Raw genomic sequence first — 15,083 nt, forward strand, 5'->3', positions numbered from 1 at the left:
CCGTGCCGGGCACGGAATGCGGGACGCCCCGTGATCGTTGACGCTGGGAGTGCCCCCGTACGAGCTGGAGCGGGTGCGCGACCGTCACGAACCGCGACAAGGTAAGGACCCCTCCCACGTGAGCACGGACAGCAAGGTTCCCTCCGTCACCCTGAACAACGGCGTCCGGATGCCGCAGCTGGGCTTCGGTGTCTGGCAGGTGCCGGACGACGAGGCCGCGGACGCCGTGGCGACGGCTCTGGAGGCCGGCTACCGCTCGATCGACACCGCCGCGATCTACGGGAACGAGGAGGGCACCGGCCGGGCCCTCGCCGCCTCCGGGATCGCCCGCGAGGACCTCTTCGTCACCACCAAGCTGTGGAACAGCGAGCAGGGCTACGACGCGACCCTGAAGGCCTTCGACGAGTCCCTCGACAAGCTCGGCCTCGACCACGTCGACCTGTACCTGATCCACTGGCCGGTGCCCGCGAAGGACGCGTACGTCGACACGTACCGGGCGTTCGAGAAGATCTACGCGGACGGGCGCGCCAAGGCGATCGGCGTCTCGAACTTCCTTCCCGAGCACCTGGAGCGGCTGATCGGCGAGACCTCGGTCGTCCCCGCCGTCAACCAGATCGAGCTCCACCCGCAGCTCACCCAGCAGGCCTCGCGCGAGCTGCACGCCCGGCACGGGATCGCGACCGAGGCGTGGTCCCCGCTCGGCTCCGGCAAGGGCCTCCTGGACGTCCCCGCGATCGTCGCGATCGGCCGCAAGCACGGGCGGACCCCGGCCCAGGTCGTGCTGCGCTGGCACCTCCAGCTGGGGAACGTGGTCATCCCGAAGTCCGTCACCCCCTCCCGCATCCGGGAGAACATCGACGTCTTCGACTTCGAGCTGGACGCCGAGGACCTGGCCGCCATCGCCGCGCTCGACGAGAACCGCCGGCTGGGCCCGGACCCGGCGGAGTTCAACGTCGGCGCCTGAAGGCGCGCTTCGCTCCGGCGCCGCGCCGTCTCGGCGGTGCGGCGCCGGCTGCGCGCCCGGCCTCAGTAGCCGTACACACTGAGCTCGGTGACGGACGCGAAGAGGTGCTCCCAGACCCCGGCGCCGGGCGCGCCCTCGGCCAGCGCTCCGGCGTCGACGGCGTCCATCGCACGGAGGAAGGCCGACACGCCCTCCTCCCCCGGGTAGGGGTCCCAGCAGGCGCCCATGTGACGGCGTACGCCCTCCAGGAGACGGACGAAGGCGTCCAGGTCGCGGGCGAGCGGGAAGACGGCGTCGCCGCCCGGGCCGTGGCTGCCGTCGGGCTGGCGCATGCCCACCGCACCCGTCGCGGGGTGGACGAACACCTCGCCCGGGTCGCAGTATCCGAGGTCGAAGGCGCCGACGCGCAGCATTCCCTCGGGGCCGGGCCCCAGCGGCGGCGCGGCCGCCGCGAAGGACGTGACGCCGGCGGCCCAGCGGCGGGGCAGGCCGGCCCCGGCGAGCAGGGCCCGGGTCGGTTCGTGGGTGAGGGCGTCCGGGAGCTCGGCGGCCGGTACGCGGAGGACACCGGAGGGGCCGAAGACCCGGTCGAGGCGGGCGGCGGTGAGGGGTTCGTCGGCTCGGGCGTTCCTCGTCCCCGGCCGGAACCAGGGTTCGCCGTCCGTCGGATCGTCGTCCGTCGCACCGCCGTCGTCGGCGTCGCCGCTCGGCCGGCCGGCGAGCGCCTTCTCGTTCTGTTCGACGACGGCGACCCCGCGCGCGTCCTGGAAGACGTAGCGCCCGCCGTCCAGCGCGAAGGGTTCCTCCCAGCCGTCCGGGGCGCGCGGTGCCCAGGACTCGTCGTCCGGTTCGAAGAGCCAGGGGCCGTCCGGCTCCGTCTCCTCGTACGGCACGGCCGCGCCCTCGGGCGGGGCGTCCAGCCGCACGCCGGTGGCCAGGTCGAACCAGGTGTCCGCGCACCACAGGGCCGTCACCTTGAGCAGCGGCCGGCCGTCGGCCTCGTACACCTCGGCGGAGCCGTCGCCGCTGAGGTTCGGCTCCGCCTCGTACACGCCGACCGGCCGCCACCAGGCCCAGACCGTCCGCCACGGGAGGCCCGGTTCGGCGGCGGCCACCTGCTCGGCGTACTCCCGGTGGCCGAGGACGGTCGCGGCGAAGTGCAGCCTGGACGCGAACTCGGCCGTCGTCACCGGGCCGGTCCCGAAGACGGCCTCGGCCTGGGTGAACACCTCCCGTCCCACCCCGCCGCGGTGGTCGGGCAGGGCGGCGAGGCGGGCGCGGAGCTCGGCGCGGTCGTGGCGCAGGACCCGGGCGGGGTCGTCGACGAGGGCGGCGGCGTCCAGCGGGTCGGCGGCTGCGGGCGGGGCGGGGAGAACGGGTTCGCGTGCGGTCACCGGATCATGGTGACAGGCGCCTCGGACATCGGCGGTGCGGTGGCCGCCGGGCGGCGGGCGGCCGTGGGCGGCGCCTCGGCCGTACCCGCCGTTGTCGTACCCGGGACGTAGTGTCGGGTCCAACAGCGGTGCGTGAAGAAGGAGTCGGTACGTGAGTGGTTCTCCGGTGCCCGTCGAGGAGGGCCTCTACCGGGTGCGGAACGTGGCCAGCGGGCTGCTCCTGGAGGTGTACGAGGGGTCGGCCCGCAGCGGTGCCAACGTGCAGCAGGGCACCGAGCGCGGAACCCCGGGGCAGCACTGGCACATCAGCTCCGTGCCCAACGGCGGCGGGGTCTACCACCTGGTCAACGCGGCCAGCGGCAAGCGGCTCGACGTCGCGGGCGCGTCCACGGAGAACGGCGCCAACATCCAGCAGTGGAAGGCGAACAACTTCGGCGCGCAGGAGTGGATCATCGAGCAGGACCTGCAGTCGCCGGGGACGGTCGCGCTCGTGAGCTTCGTCAGCGGCCTGTTCCTGGAGGTCGCCGACGCCTCGGAGGACGACGGGGGCAACGTACGGCAGTGGGAGGACACCGACTCCCCGTTCCAGTGGTGGCGGCTGGAGCCGGTGTCCTGACGGGTCCCGGTGCGGCGGTCCGTCAGCCCTTGCGGGCGGTGTGGACCGTGCGGGCCGTGAGGTAGTACAGGTCCGTGCGGTGGTGCAGGGACAGCTCGTCGGACGGGTCGAGGAGGCGGTCGAGGGTCGCCGCGTCGTCCGCGTCGAAACGGCTGCCCCAGCTCTCCTGGAGCCGCGTGTAGTGGGCGACGACCAGGTCCCGTACGAGCGGGGACACCGGCGCGGGGAGGTCGGTGAGGAAGGTCCTGGTGCCGGCGGGGGTGAGACCGGCGGCGGCGAGGAGCGCGCGCCAGTCGTCCGGCTCGTCCTTGGAGCCGGGCAGGTCGGCGCGCATCTCGCCGAACCAGTCGGCCTGGGCCGCGTCGACACGGGCCTCGAAGCCGGGCCGGCCGAAGCCGATGTGCCAGGGCAGATGACGGGTGGGCAGCCCGCCCTCGACGAGGGCCATCAGACCGCCGGGGTTGAGCAGCCCGGCGAACTCCGCGAGCGCGGCCCGCTGGTCGCCCATGTGGTGCATCGAGTTCCCGGCCCAGATCAGGTCGGCGCGCCCCAGGCCCGCGATGCCCTCGGGGAGTTCGGCGTGCAGGGTGGAGACGCGGGCGCCGAGACCGCGGGACTCGGCGTGGGCCGTGGCGCGGACGAGGAGTTCGGGGGTGCCGTCGACGGCGACCGTCTCGGCGGCCGGGAAGGCCTGTGCGAGCAGGCTGGTGATGACCCCGGGGCCGCTGCCGATGTCGAGGACCCGGCGGACTCCCGGCACCGGGGCGAGCGTGCCGATCCAGGCGGCGGCGTCCGCGTAGGCGGGGCTCGCGACCTCGGCCTGCCGCTCCAGGAGCGGGGCGATCTCGTTCCAGTCCAGGTGGGTGTCGTGGCCGTGCCGGTGGCCGTGACCGTGCTTGTGGCCCGGTGCCGCCGCGTGGCCGGCGGAGTGCTGGTGGCCCCGGCCCTCGCCGTGGGCGTGTCCGTCGTGGGACGCGATCTGCTGAGTCATGGTCCCAGCGTGCGGGGAGACGGCCCGGAGCGCGAGAAAACTTGCCGGTCCGGCAACGAATCCGTCCCCTTCGCCGCAGGGGCCGCACCCTGGCCGTCACCCCCCGGTGCGGTGTTCCTGCGGGCTGACGCCCCGGACCCGCTTGAACGCGGCGCTCAGGGCGAAGGCCCCGCTGTAGCCGACCTGCCGGGCGACGGACTCGACGGTGGCGTCCGTCTCGCGCAGCAGGTCGGCGGCGAGCGCGAGCCGCCAGTCGGTGAGGTACGCCATCGGGGGCTCGCCGACGAGCTCGGTGAAGCGGCGGGCCAGCGAGGCCCGCGACACGCCCGCCTTGGCGGCGAGCGACGCGACGGTCCAGGGGTGGGCGGGGTCGTCCTGGAGCAGCCGCAGCGCCCGGCCGACCACCGGGTCGCCCATGGCCCGGTACCAGGCGGGCGCCTCGGCTCCGGGCCGGGAGAACCAGGCGCGGACGGCGGCGATGAGCAGCAGGTCGAGGACCCGGTCGAGGACGACGCTCTGGCCGGGTTCGTCGCGGGCGATCTCCTCGTCGAGGAAGGGCATGAGGGGGCAGTTCCACACGTCCGCGGGCAGGTGCAGCAGGTCCGGGAGGGCGTCGAGCAGCCGCCGGCCGACCTCGCCGTCCATCAGATAGGTGCCGACGAGGACCGTGGTGCCGCCGTCGGGGGCGTTGCCCCAGGTGCGGACGCCGAGCCGCATGGTCTGGGCGAGCGGCTCCCCGGAGAGGGTGGAGCAGGTGCCGTCGGGTCCGATACGGGCCCGGGGCGGCGCGTCGGGGGCGTCAGCGACGGTGTACGGCTCCGGCCCCCGGGCGATGGCGATGTCTCCGGGCCGCAGCAGGACGGGGTCGTCGCTGCCGGGGACGATCCAGGCCTCGCCCGAGGTGACGCACATCAGACAGATCGGTGCGCCGTCCTCGATGCGCACGGACCACGGGGGCTCCATGATCATGCGGAGCAGGAAGGCGCCCCTGGCGCGGGGTCCGTCGAGGAGTCCGGCGAGTGCGTCCATGGGGTCCAAGGGTAGGCGGCCGGGTGAGACGCAGACACAGGGACGTGAGACTGCGGAGCATGGGCGCCGGGGGCCGCGGGCGGGAGTCTTGAACCATGACGACGCAGACGAACAACTCGCAGAACAACCACGGCACTCACGACGCCCCGAGCACCGAGAAGACCCCGGGCACCCAGGACGGCGGGACCGCGCCGACCGTGCTCGTCACCAGCGCCACCGGCAAGACCGGGCGGCGCGTCGCCGAGCGGCTCGCGGCGCGCGGGGCGACGGTCCGCGCCGGGTCCCGTACCGGCGCCACCCCCTTCGACTGGGAGGCCCCGGAGACCTGGGCCCCGGCGCTGCGCGGCGCCGACTCCGCGTACGTGGCCTACTACCCGGACCTCGCCGCCCCCGGCGCGGCCGAGGCGATGCGGACCTTCGGCCGGCTGGCGGCGGAGGCCGGGGTGGGGCGGCTGACCCTGCTGTCCGGGCGCGGGGAGCCGGAGGCGGTCGCGGCGGAGGAGGCTCTGCGGGAGGCGGCCGACGGGGTGGAACTGGCCGTCGTACGGGCCTCGTTCTTCGCGCAGAACTTCAACGAGGGGCTGCTCGCGGAGGGCGTCGCGGAGGGCGCGGTCGTCTTCCCCGCCGGGGACACGGCGGAGCCGTTCATCGACGCCGACGACCTCGCGGACGTGGTCGTGGAGACCCTGTCGGACGACCGTCACGCGGGCCGGACGCACGAGCTGACGGGGCCCCGGCCGGTGGGTTTCGCGGAGGTGGCGGCGGAGATCGCCCGCGCCTCGGGCCGTCCGGTGGTCTACGCGCCGGTGTCCGAGGCGGAGTACGCCGGGATGCTCGCGGGCTTCGGGCTCCCGGTCCCGGAGGCCGAGTGGCTGGCGAACCTCTTCGCGACGCTGCTCGACGGCCACAACGCCTCGGTGACGGACGGGGTGAAGCGGGTCCTGGGCCGCGACCCGCGCGCGTTCGCGGACTTCGCGACGGAGGCGTGGGACGGTCCGGCGTCCGCGTCCTGAGCGCGGCTCCGGCCGACGGGCCGGCGTACCGCTCCGCCGGGGTCCGTACGGCCCGGGGCTCAGGCGTACCGCTCCGCGAGCGTCCGTACGGTCGCCGCGAGGCGGGCGCGGAGGTCCTCCGGCGCGAGGACCTCCACCTCCGTGCCGAGCCCGAGGAGCATGTCGTGGGCCTGTTCCGGCGACTCGACCGGGAGGGTGGCGCGGGTCCAGCCGTCGGGCTCCGGGACGCCGGTGGCGGCGAGCGCGCGTGCGGCGGCCCCGGTGAGGCGGGCGGCCCCCCGGGCGGAGATCCGCACGGTCGCCTCGTCCCGGTGGAGCCGGGAGTGGAAGTCGGCCTGACTGGCCCGCCAGTGGGCGGCGAGGTCGAATCCGTCCGGGATCCCGGCCTCCTCGTCGGTGACGGTGAGGCCGAGGATCTGGTCGACGCGGTAGGTGCGCGGCCCGGGGCCCGCGACCAGGTACCAGCGGCCGGCCTTGAGCACCAGGCCGTACGGCTCCAGGCGGCGGTCCACGTCGGTGGGTTCCTTCCAGCGCCGGTACCGGACCTCCAGGACCCGTCCGGTGCGCACCGCGTCGGCCACCTCGGGCAGGAACGGCGTCTCGTCGCCCTCGTCGTACCAGCCGGGGGCGTCGATGTGGAAGCGGCGCCGCAGCCGGTCGACGTGTTCGCGCAGCGGCTCGGGGAGGGCGGCGCGCAGCTTCAGCTGGGCGTCGGCGAAGTGCGGGCCGAGCCCGAGGCCGTCGGCGGCGCCGGGCATCCCGGCGAGGACGAGCGCCTCGGCCTCGGGGGCGAACAGGCCGGTGAGACGGGAGCGGTGGCCGGGGAGCAGCCGGTAGCCGCCGCGGTGCCCGGCCTCGCCGTACAGCGGGACGCCGGCGGCGTGCAGCGCCTCGACGTCGCGGTAGACGGTGCGGACCGAGACGCCCAGTTCCTCGGCGAGCCCGTCGGCCGTCATCCGCCCCCGGGTCTGGAGCAGCAGGAGGATCGAGACGAGTCGGCTGGACTTCACTGACACAAGGTGTCAGTGAAGGGTTCCTACAGTCCAGCCATGGCTTTCGCAGAGAAGAACCTCCTGGTGCTGCCGCCGGTCGTGATCGGCGGACGGCACCTCAAGCGCTACCACGTCACGGCCGATCCGGCGGGCATCGATCCGGAGGTGGAGAAGGCGGCGTACGCGCTGCTGCCGGAGCTCCTGCCGCCGCTCGACGGCACCCCGGCGGCGGGTTTCGTGGTGCTGCACCGGGGCGGTGACACGGGCGCGTACCTCAACGCGTACAGCTGGGTCTGGGACAACGTCCTCCACTTCGGCGGCGCGGCCGCCGGTCAGCCCGCCCTCGACTGCCCCGACACCGATCCGGCGCACTTCGTCCGTGTCGACCGTTCGTGGATCGGCTGTGTGTGGGAGCTGCCGCCGCTGGGGCACGAGCGGAACGCCTGGGTGCGGCACGTGCTGACCCCGGAGTCGCCGGACCTGGCCGGGTACCTGGCGGACGCGCTGCCGTCCGGCACGACGGGGGTGGGCGCGTGACGCGCTGCGGCTTCGGCTTCCTCGACGGACGGTGGTCGGGATCGGACCGGAGACGGCCCGCTGGGAGCAGGCGTTCGCACCGGCGGACGGCAGGGACGAGGGGGACGCGAGCGCGCTCGTCGGCGGCTGGGTGACGAACTGGGTGAGGGAGTTCAGCCGCGCCTGACGAAGCACGCGAGCCGGTAGTGGGGGTCGTCACGGGGGCGGTCCTGGTCCGGCAGCGCCGCGAGGGCGGCAGCGAGTTCCTCGACCGTCGCCGGGTCGGCCCCGGTGAACCAGGAGGCGAAGTAGCCGGCCCGCAGTTTCCGTACGGTGTCGCGCGGGGTGGCGCCCTGCCCGTGGCCCCTGAAGCGGGTGCCGGGGGCCGGTTCGAGGCCGTGGGCCTCCGCGTGACGGGCGATCAGGCCGGCGCGGTCGGAGGCTGCTTCCGCCGAACGGTGGGGGCGCAGGATCGCGTCGATGTCGCTGCCGACGTCATGGGCGGCGTCCTTGTCGACGGTGGCGACGAGGACACCGCCGGGACGCAGGACGCGGGCCGCCTCGGCGACCACGTCCGCCGCGAACGGCACGAGGTGCAGCAGCCAGACGGCGCTGACCGCGTCCACGGCGGCTCCGGGGAGCGGCAGCCGCCGGGCGTCGGCGCGTACGACCCGGCCCGGTACGCGTCCGGCGGCGACCCGCAGCATGGCGTGGGCGGCGTCGGCGCCGTGGACGCGCAGTCCGGGCCTGGTGAGCCGTTCGGTGACGAGGCCGGTGCCGCAGGCCAGGTCGAGCAGCGTGCGGGCGCCGGGCGGGACGAGCCGGAGGACGGCCTCGGCCGCCGCCTCGGCCCGGGGCACCCCGCCCCGGGTCCGGTCGTAGTGCGCTGCCTCGGTCTCGTAGTCGAGCACGGTCTCCCCCATGCCCGTGATCCTACGAGGGGGGGGGCGGTGACCCGGTGGGGGTCAGCGGGCGCCGTGGCCGGGCGCGATGCCTTCGACGCGCTCGGCGAGTTCGAAGTCCTTCCCGGTCACGGCGCCGCCCGCGGAGTGGGTGTTCACGGACAGGGACACCGTGTCGTATCCCAGGGTCAGGTCGGAGTGGTGGCCCAGCTCCTGCTGGATGCTGGCCACATGGACGACGAGCGCGGTCGCGGCGAAGTGGTCGTCGAGCCGGTAGGCGCGGGTGAGGCGGTCCTCCTCGACCGCCCAGCCGGGGAGCTCCCGCAGTCGGTCCTCGATCTCCTTCTGCGACAGCGGCTGTGTGGGCACGGCGGTGCTCCCTCCGGAGGGGTGGCGCGGGTGACGGACGTACGTCCCCGGGGAACGTACCCGGGTCCACCTCTGGGATACCGTCTGGCCATGACGACAGTCGTGAGCGACACGGGGGTGGGGCCGCTGCTGCGCGGCTGGCGCGAGCAGCGGCGGCTGAGCCAGCTGGAGCTGGCGCTGCGCGCGGACTCCTCGGCGCGGCACATCTCGTTCGTGGAGACGGGCCGGTCGCGGCCGAGCGAGGAGATGGTGCTGAGGCTCGCCGAGCACCTGGAGGTGCCGGTGCGCGAGCGGAACGCGCTGCTGCTCGCCGCCGGGTACGCGCCCCGGTATACGGAGTCGCCGCTCGACGCCCCGCGTCTGGAGACGCTCCGGGAGGGCATCGAGCGGCTGCTGCAGGGGTACGAGCCCTATCCGGCGCTCGTGGTGGACGGTTCGTACACCGTGGTGGCGGCCAACCGGGGCATCGGGCTGCTGCTCGAAGGGCTGCCGGAGCACCTGCTGGCCCCGCCGCTGAACACGATGCGGATCACGCTGCACCCGGAGGGCCTCGCGCCCCGCATCCGGAACCTGCGGGAGTGGCGGGGGCACCTGCTGGCCCAGATGGAGCGTCAGATCGGTCTGGCGCGCTCGGAGTCGCTGCGCGCGCTGTACGCGGAGGTGGCGGCGTACCCGCTGCCGCCGGGCGCGGACGACGACGCCGGGGGCGGGGCCGCGGAGGAGGAGCCGTACCCGTACTTCGCGCTGCCGCTGCGGATCGAGCACGACGGGCGGGTGCTGTCGTTCGTGTCGTCGATCTCGACGTTCAACACGCCGCTGGACGTGACCGTCGCCGAGCTGGCCATCGAGACGTTCCTCCCGGCCGACCCGGAGACGGTCGCGTACCTCCGGTCGCTGCCGCCGGTCAGCGGCTAGGGCCTGTCTGACAATTCGCGTCGGATCAGGCCGGGCCGTTCGGTGCGTGCGATCGGCGTGCGGCCGGGGCGCCCTCGTAGCGGAGCTACTTGGGAGCGCCGCCCACTGGAGCGCGGCGAAGCCGGCGACGGTGGTGGCCTGCATCGGGGTCCACACCAGGCCCGCGGTGGTCGGCTCCAGCCAGGCGACCAGGGCGACGACGCTCAGGACGGCCCAGAGGACGTTGGCGTCGACGACGAGCTTCACGGCGAGCGCCGGGGGCTGCGGGCGGCTCGCGAGCCAGGCGACCCCGGCGGCGAACAGGGTGAGGAAGACGCCGAGTTCGAGGAGGAGTCCGGCGTCGACGCCGAGGAACTCGCCGAGCGGTCCCGAGGCGGCGGCGTAGGCGATGCCGTTGGCGCCGGTGACGACGGCGTCGAGGGCCAGGAAGCGACGCACCGCGGCCTGGGGCCGGGGGGTACGGGCGAGACCGGACAGCAGGGCCTGGGACATGACGGATCACCCTCCAAAGGGGACGTTCAAGGGGAGGTTCGCGACGCACGTAGGTGCGGTGCCGGGCCCGGAGCCCGAGCGGAGTGCGCCGCCCGGGTTCCGGTGGTCACGAGCATGCCGGGCGGGGCGGAGGGGGTCGATTACGTGGGAGGTAATGCGGTGCGCGCGGGGTGGCCGGCCGGGTGGGCGGGTCCGTGTTCCGGACGCCGTCCCTCCGGGCCCCGGGCGTGGGTATCGTTCGCGCCGGGGTGGCCGGTACCGGTCCCCCGGAGGGGGAGACAGTGATGGTGTGGAACAGGGAACGGGCCCGGATGGTGGCCACCGCGGACGATCACCGGGTGACGCCCGCGGAGCTCTTCTTCGACCTGGTGTTCGTGTATGCGATCACGCAGGTCACCGCGCTGATGGCGGCCGCGCCGTCGCCGTTCCGGGTGGTCGGCGCGATGGTCGTGCTCGCGCTGCTGTGGTGGTGCTGGTGCTGCTTCGCCTGGCTGGGAAACGTCGTACGGGCCGATTCCGGCGCTCTGTTCGGGGTCCTCGTCACGGTGATGGCCGTCGTCCTGATCGTGTCGCTCGCCGTGCCTGAGGTGTTCTCGGCCACGACCGCCGGACTGCCCGCGCCGCTGCTGTTCGTGCTCTGCTACGGCGCCGTGCGCGTCCTGCACCTGGCCTCGTACTGGATCTCCAGCCCCGGGGACCACGCCCTGCGCGCCACCCTGCGGCGTACGGCCCTGATGTCCGTCCTGCCGCCGCTGGTCCTGCTCCTGATCGGCAGCGCGTACAGCGGGCGGGTCCAACTCCTGCTGTGGCTGGGGGCGGTGGTCGTCGACTACGGCGGCATCTGGGTCAACGGCTCGTCCGGCTGGCGGGTCAACTCCCCCGGGCACTTCGCCGAACGGCACGGTCTGATCGTCATCATCGCGCTCGGCGAGTCCATCGTCGCGATGGGCGTCGGCGTCTCCGGACTTCCCCTGACCGTCGCCGTGCTGGGCGCCTCGGCCGCCGGACTGCTGCTGTCGGCGGGGCTGTGGCGGCTGTACTTCCGGCAGCTCGGCGAGGCGGCCGAGCACCGGCTCACCGCGCTCGACGGCGACGAGCGGACCCGGTTCGCCAGCGATGTGTACACCTTCCTGCACCTTCCGCTGGTCGCGGGGGTCGTGCTCTGCGCGCTCGGCATGAAGAAGGTCCTCCAGCAGGTCGCCGACACCGGCCACTACGGCCTCGCCGAGCCCCTGCACGGGGTGGTGGCCTGGTCGTTGACCGGTGGCGTCGGCGTGTACCTGCTCGGTGCGGCGGCGATCGTACGGCGCACCTCCGGCCGGCGGCCGACCGCCCTGGCCACGGGCGGCGTCTGCTGCCTGGCGGCGGGGCCGCTCGTCGGTCTGGTCCCGGCCCTGGTCGCGCTCGCGGTCCTCGCGACGGTGACGGCGGGCCTGGTACGGCTGCACGGGCGGCGGTCCGAAGGACCGGAACACGGGGAGCCGGCGGGGCTCCCCCAGGAGACGGCGGGGACGGTGGGGGCGCCGCGCACGGCGGCGGAGACGGAGACGGCGGCGGCGGAGACGGCCTGAGCGCGGCGGAAGGGTACGGAGAGGTTCGGAGCGGCGGTACGGGGCCTCGGCCGCCCGCCCCGAACGATCTTCGTCTTGGAGGATCCGCGCGTGCTTCCGTAGCGCTCCCGGGCCGATCGGACAACCCTCCGCCGTCATGGGCGCGCCGACCCACCGACCTCGTCACACTGGCCCCATGCCTCCCACCGGCCCCACTCTCATAGGTTCCGTCCGTCGCGCCCTTGCCCTGCTGGAACTCGTCGCCGAGCACGACCAGCTGACGGCCAAGCGGCTCTCCCGGATGACGGGCCTGCCGCTCGCCACCACGTACCACCTGCTGCGCACGCTCGTCCACGACGGACATCTGCGGCACGAGCACGGGGCGTTCCGGCTCGGCCCCGCCGCCCCTCGACTCTCCGGGGCCGCGCGGGGCGGCGGGGCCCGGCTGCCCCAGTGGCTGCGGGCGCTCGCCGGGGAGTTGGACGCGCCCGTCTACTACGCCCTCCTCGCCCACGGCGAGGTCGACGTCGTCGCGGTGGCGGACACCCCGTTACGTCCCGCCGTCGAGGAGTGGACCGACTTCCGCACCACCGCCCACGCCCACGCGCTCGGTCAGTGCCTGCTCGCCCAGCTGGACCCGGAGGACCGCCGGGCGTACCTGGCCCGGCGGCCGGTCGGCCGGCTGACGCCGAGGACGGTCCCGGACGAGGAGGCGCTGATGCGCCGGCTCGCCGCCGTCCGCCGGGGCGCGCCGGTGGTCGAGCGGGAGGAGTACGTCCTCGGCGCGGTCTGCGCGGCCGTGCCGATCACGGTGGGCGGGGTCCACTCGGCGGTGGGGTTCTCGCTCCCGGTGAGCGAGGCCGGCCGGCTCGACGAGACCGCGCTGCGGCTGCGCGTACGGCTCGAAGGGGCGCTGCGGAAGCACGCGTTCACGGTGCTGCCCCGGGACCCGGAGGGACCGGGAGACGCCCTGACGGGCGGCGGGGGCCGGTGGCGCCCGGAGCGGCCTTCGGGATCGGGGCTGCCCTGAGGACCGGGACGGGGCCGTCCCCGGGGTCCGGGCCGAGGGTGCTCGGGGTGGGGCTCAAGGGTGCTCGGGGGCAGGTCCTCAGGGTGTCAGGGGGGCAGGCCTCGATGCCCTCGGGGTCCGGTCCTCGGCGTGCTCGGCGTCGGGCCGGTCCTTCAGTACGCCGCCGGGCGGTGGCCGATGTAGGTGCGCAGACGGGTCGTGTCGGCCGCCGTCCAGCCGGGTGGCGGGAGGACCGCCGCCCAGCCGTCGACGGCCCCGGCCCCGTAGCGATGGCCGTGCGGGGCGTCGACGCCGTACGACACCGTCATGTCCACGGAGGTCTGCCAGAAGGCGACGAAGGGGAACCAGGCGATCTCGGGCGTGATGTCGGGCCCGAGGGGTTCGTCGAGCCAGGCGGGGCGGCTGAGGAGGAGGTCGGGCGACCACCAGACGACCGGGTCGGAGGCGTTCTGCAGATAGACCGCGCGCGGGTGTTCCCAGGCGGCGGCCGGGCGTGCGAGGTCGGTCTCGGGGAACTGGGCGAAGCGGATGTGGGCGCCGCCCCGGTACTGGGGGCGCCAGACCGGGCTGCCCGGATCGCGGTCGCGGCGGATCTCCCGGGAGATCGGGGAGAAGTTCGGGGCGCCCAGGAGGAGGGCGCCGTCGGTGGAGGCCAGCAGGTCGTCGGCGCCCTCGAAGGAGGCCTCGACGGCGTAGGCACCCAGGCTCTCGCCGGTGACGACGAGCCGGGGCCGCCGGTCGGCGGGGAGGGCGTCGAGCCGGTCGCGTACGGCGTCGAGGAGGGCGCGGGTCGCCTGCCCCGCCTTCTCCTTGTCGACCAGGAAGGAGACCCAGCTGGGCAGGTAGGAGTACTGGACGGCGACGATCGCGGTGTCGCCGCCGTACATGTACTCCAGGGCCTCGGCGACCTTCGGGTCCACCCAGCCGGTCCCCGTGGTTCCCGCCACGGCGAGGACCGCGCGGTCGAAGGCCCCGGTGCGCTCCAGCTCGCGGACGGCGAGCCGGGCCTGCGCGGCGAACGGCGGTCCGTCCGCGAAGGCGGCGGGCAGCGCGGACGGCACGTACACGCGGACCGGGTCGCGGGCGGGCCGGCCGCTCCAGGCGGTGAGGGCGTCGCGGGTGGGCGTGGAGCCGGTGAAGTTGCGGCCCTGGAAACCGAGGCCCTCCCAGGGGACGAGCGAGCCCGGACCGCCGGAGACCAGCCGGGAGGCGGGGCGCTCGATGCCGTCCTTGGTGCCGCCGTTGGTGGCCTCGGCGATGCGGTCGGCGAGGTCGACGACGCCCCGGTCGAAGACCACGTCGCGGACGCCCACGAGGACCACGAGCGCGGACAGGACCGCGCCGACGCCGAACGCGACGGGCCGGGGCAGGAGCCTGCCGAGCAGCCGTATCAGGGTGACGGAGCCGAGCCGTACGGCGCGGGCGACGAGGAGCGCGGCGAGCAGCAGGCCGAGGGCGATCAGCGCGATCATCGGCGTGTGCCAGGTGAGGGAGGGCGGCAGCTCCTGGAGGACCCGGAGCTCACGCTGCATCCGGGCGCTCTCGGAGATGAACGCGACGGCGAGGACCGGGCTGAGCAGCCAGTACACCTGCCAGCAGCGGGCCCGCAGCCACTCGGGGGGCCGCCGGCGCACGAAGAGCCGGACGATCCAGGCGAGGCCGGAGCCGAGGGCGTACCCGATGGTGGCGGTGATCCCGCCGACGAGGCCCTGGAGGTACCAGGGGCGGGGCACCAGGGAGGGCGTGAGGCTCGACCAGAAGAAGACGGTGGCGAAGCAGAGCGCGACGAGGTCGGGCCACCGGCGGATGCGGTACGAGGGGTCCCGGCGGTCCAGATAGGGGCGGCGCGCGAAGGCGAGGAGCCGACGCGCGGCACGGCGCGGGAGCGGAGGGCGGGGGCCGGTTCCGGTACCCGGCTCGGGCCCGGGGTCCCGGCTGCCGAGGGCGTCCGGCGCCCTGCCGGACGCGGGTCCGGCGGACCGATCGGGGCTGGTGTTCCGGTCGGTCGAGGCCATCCGAACAGCCTCGTACGCCCGTCCACCGGTACGCAATCGGATTTCGCCGCGGCCCGCGTCGGGGCGTCACGAAGGGTCAGCGCGCCGGGCCCTCACGGCGGGTGGGCGACGTGGGCGACACGCGCGGCTCGGACACCGCCGGGTCCTGGACCGGGGCGGAGCCGGGAGCGGTGGTCGGGGCGGCGGGCTCGGACGCACGGCGGTCGGTGCGCTGGGCGCGGGAGGCCTCGGCGCGCAGCAGGGCCTGGAGGACGGCGAACGGGTCGACGGGCATGGCGAAGCTCCTCGTGGTGCG

16 protein-coding genes and 1 pseudogene are annotated in these 15,083 nt (G+C 74.8%); 8 read left to right on the forward strand and 9 right to left on the reverse strand.

From position 1 onward, the window contains the following. Positions 1–169: 169 nt before the first annotated feature. A complete protein-coding gene (locus tag ASD33_RS21670; protein ID WP_056563212.1) occupies positions 170–964 on the forward strand; it encodes an aldo/keto reductase in 795 nt (264 codons plus the stop codon). Positions 965–1,026: 62 nt separating this feature from the next. Here ASD33_RS21670 and ASD33_RS21675 read toward each other — a convergent pair whose 3' ends face one another. Beyond that, the gene (locus tag ASD33_RS21675) at positions 1,027–2,358 is read right to left on the reverse strand and encodes an SUKH-4 family immunity protein (protein ID WP_056562786.1); all 1,332 of its coding nucleotides are present in this window, start codon (positions 2,356–2,358) and stop codon (positions 1,027–1,029) included. Between the two features lie 151 nt (positions 2,359–2,509). On the opposite strand from ASD33_RS21675, the gene ASD33_RS21680 reads away from it, so the two are divergent. Then, positions 2,510–2,974 (forward strand): RICIN domain-containing protein, encoded by a 465-nt coding sequence (locus tag ASD33_RS21680; protein ID WP_056562790.1) that lies wholly within the window; start codon positions 2,510–2,512, stop codon positions 2,972–2,974. A gap of 22 nt (positions 2,975–2,996) precedes the next feature. Here the strand turns inward: ASD33_RS21680 and ASD33_RS21685 are convergent, their stop codons facing one another. Together ASD33_RS21685 and ASD33_RS21690 are read right to left on the reverse strand one after the other, a co-directional pair. Then, on the reverse strand, positions 2,997–3,965 hold the full coding sequence (locus ASD33_RS21685; RefSeq protein WP_079044916.1) for a class I SAM-dependent methyltransferase: 969 nt from the start codon (positions 3,963–3,965) through the stop codon (positions 2,997–2,999). Between the two features lie 96 nt (positions 3,966–4,061). Continuing rightward, a complete protein-coding gene (locus tag ASD33_RS21690; RefSeq protein WP_056562794.1) occupies positions 4,062–4,994 on the reverse strand; it encodes an AraC family transcriptional regulator in 933 nt (310 codons plus the stop codon). A 95-nt stretch (positions 4,995–5,089) separates the two neighbouring features. Here ASD33_RS21690 and ASD33_RS21695 point away from each other — a divergent pair, with 95 nt between their 5' ends. Continuing rightward, positions 5,090–6,007, forward strand: coding sequence for an NmrA family transcriptional regulator (locus ASD33_RS21695; RefSeq protein ID WP_056562796.1), 918 nt, complete (start codon positions 5,090–5,092; stop codon positions 6,005–6,007). Between the two features lie 59 nt (positions 6,008–6,066). On the opposite strand, the gene ASD33_RS21700 is transcribed toward ASD33_RS21695, so the two are convergent. Further along, complete coding sequence (locus ASD33_RS21700; RefSeq protein ID WP_056562799.1) at positions 6,067–7,017, reverse strand: YafY family protein; 951 nt, start codon at positions 7,015–7,017, stop codon at positions 6,067–6,069. A gap of 39 nt (positions 7,018–7,056) precedes the next feature. Between ASD33_RS21700 and ASD33_RS21705 the strand changes: the two genes are divergently transcribed. Further along, positions 7,057–7,536 carry a hypothetical protein gene (locus ASD33_RS21705; RefSeq protein ID WP_056562802.1) on the forward strand — a complete coding sequence of 160 codons (480 nt, stop codon included), beginning with the start codon at positions 7,057–7,059 and terminating at the stop codon, positions 7,534–7,536. A gap of 31 nt (positions 7,537–7,567) precedes the next feature. Then, positions 7,568–7,702, forward strand: coding sequence for a hypothetical protein (locus ASD33_RS36830; RefSeq protein ID WP_277922096.1), 135 nt, complete (start codon positions 7,568–7,570; stop codon positions 7,700–7,702). Here the strand turns inward: ASD33_RS36830 and ASD33_RS21710 are convergent. After that, the gene (locus tag ASD33_RS21710) at positions 7,689–8,426 is read right to left on the reverse strand and encodes a class I SAM-dependent methyltransferase (protein WP_056563218.1); all 738 of its coding nucleotides are present in this window, start codon (positions 8,424–8,426) and stop codon (positions 7,689–7,691) included. The genes ASD33_RS36830 and ASD33_RS21710 overlap by 14 nt on opposite strands. 54 nt (positions 8,427–8,480) lie before the next feature. Next, entirely contained in the window at positions 8,481–8,786 is a 306-nt protein-coding gene (locus tag ASD33_RS21715; protein ID WP_056562805.1) for a 4a-hydroxytetrahydrobiopterin dehydratase, read from the reverse strand. A gap of 90 nt (positions 8,787–8,876) precedes the next feature. On the opposite strand from ASD33_RS21715, the gene ASD33_RS21720 reads away from it, so the two are divergent. Further along, a complete protein-coding gene (locus tag ASD33_RS21720; RefSeq protein WP_056562808.1) occupies positions 8,877–9,701 on the forward strand; it encodes a helix-turn-helix transcriptional regulator in 825 nt (274 codons plus the stop codon). Positions 9,702–9,773: 72 nt separating this feature from the next. On the opposite strand, the pseudogene ASD33_RS36445 reads toward ASD33_RS21720, so the two are convergent. Beyond that, positions 9,774–10,193, reverse strand: a pseudogene (locus ASD33_RS36445) (hypothetical protein); the annotation flags it as partial. A gap of 284 nt (positions 10,194–10,477) precedes the next feature. Here ASD33_RS36445 and ASD33_RS21730 point away from each other — a divergent pair. Next, complete coding sequence (locus ASD33_RS21730) at positions 10,478–11,764, forward strand: low temperature requirement protein A (protein ID WP_277922097.1); 1,287 nt, start codon at positions 10,478–10,480, stop codon at positions 11,762–11,764. A gap of 175 nt (positions 11,765–11,939) precedes the next feature. Continuing rightward, a complete protein-coding gene (locus ASD33_RS21735; RefSeq protein WP_063991986.1) occupies positions 11,940–12,773 on the forward strand; it encodes an IclR family transcriptional regulator C-terminal domain-containing protein in 834 nt (277 codons plus the stop codon). Positions 12,774–12,925: 152 nt separating this feature from the next. On the opposite strand, the gene ASD33_RS21740 is transcribed toward ASD33_RS21735, so the two are convergent. Both ASD33_RS21740 and ASD33_RS21745 read right to left on the reverse strand, forming a co-directional pair. Continuing rightward, a complete protein-coding gene (locus tag ASD33_RS21740; RefSeq protein WP_079044917.1) occupies positions 12,926–14,788 on the reverse strand; it encodes an alpha/beta-hydrolase family protein in 1,863 nt (620 codons plus the stop codon). Positions 14,789–14,864: 76 nt separating this feature from the next. Then, entirely contained in the window at positions 14,865–15,062 is a 198-nt protein-coding gene (locus ASD33_RS21745) for a hypothetical protein (protein WP_056562815.1), read from the reverse strand. Between the last annotated feature and the right edge of the window lie 21 nt (positions 15,063–15,083).

Source organism: Streptomyces sp. Root1304 (assembly GCF_001426405.1).
Taxonomy (GTDB): domain Bacteria; phylum Actinomycetota; class Actinomycetes; order Streptomycetales; family Streptomycetaceae; genus Streptomyces.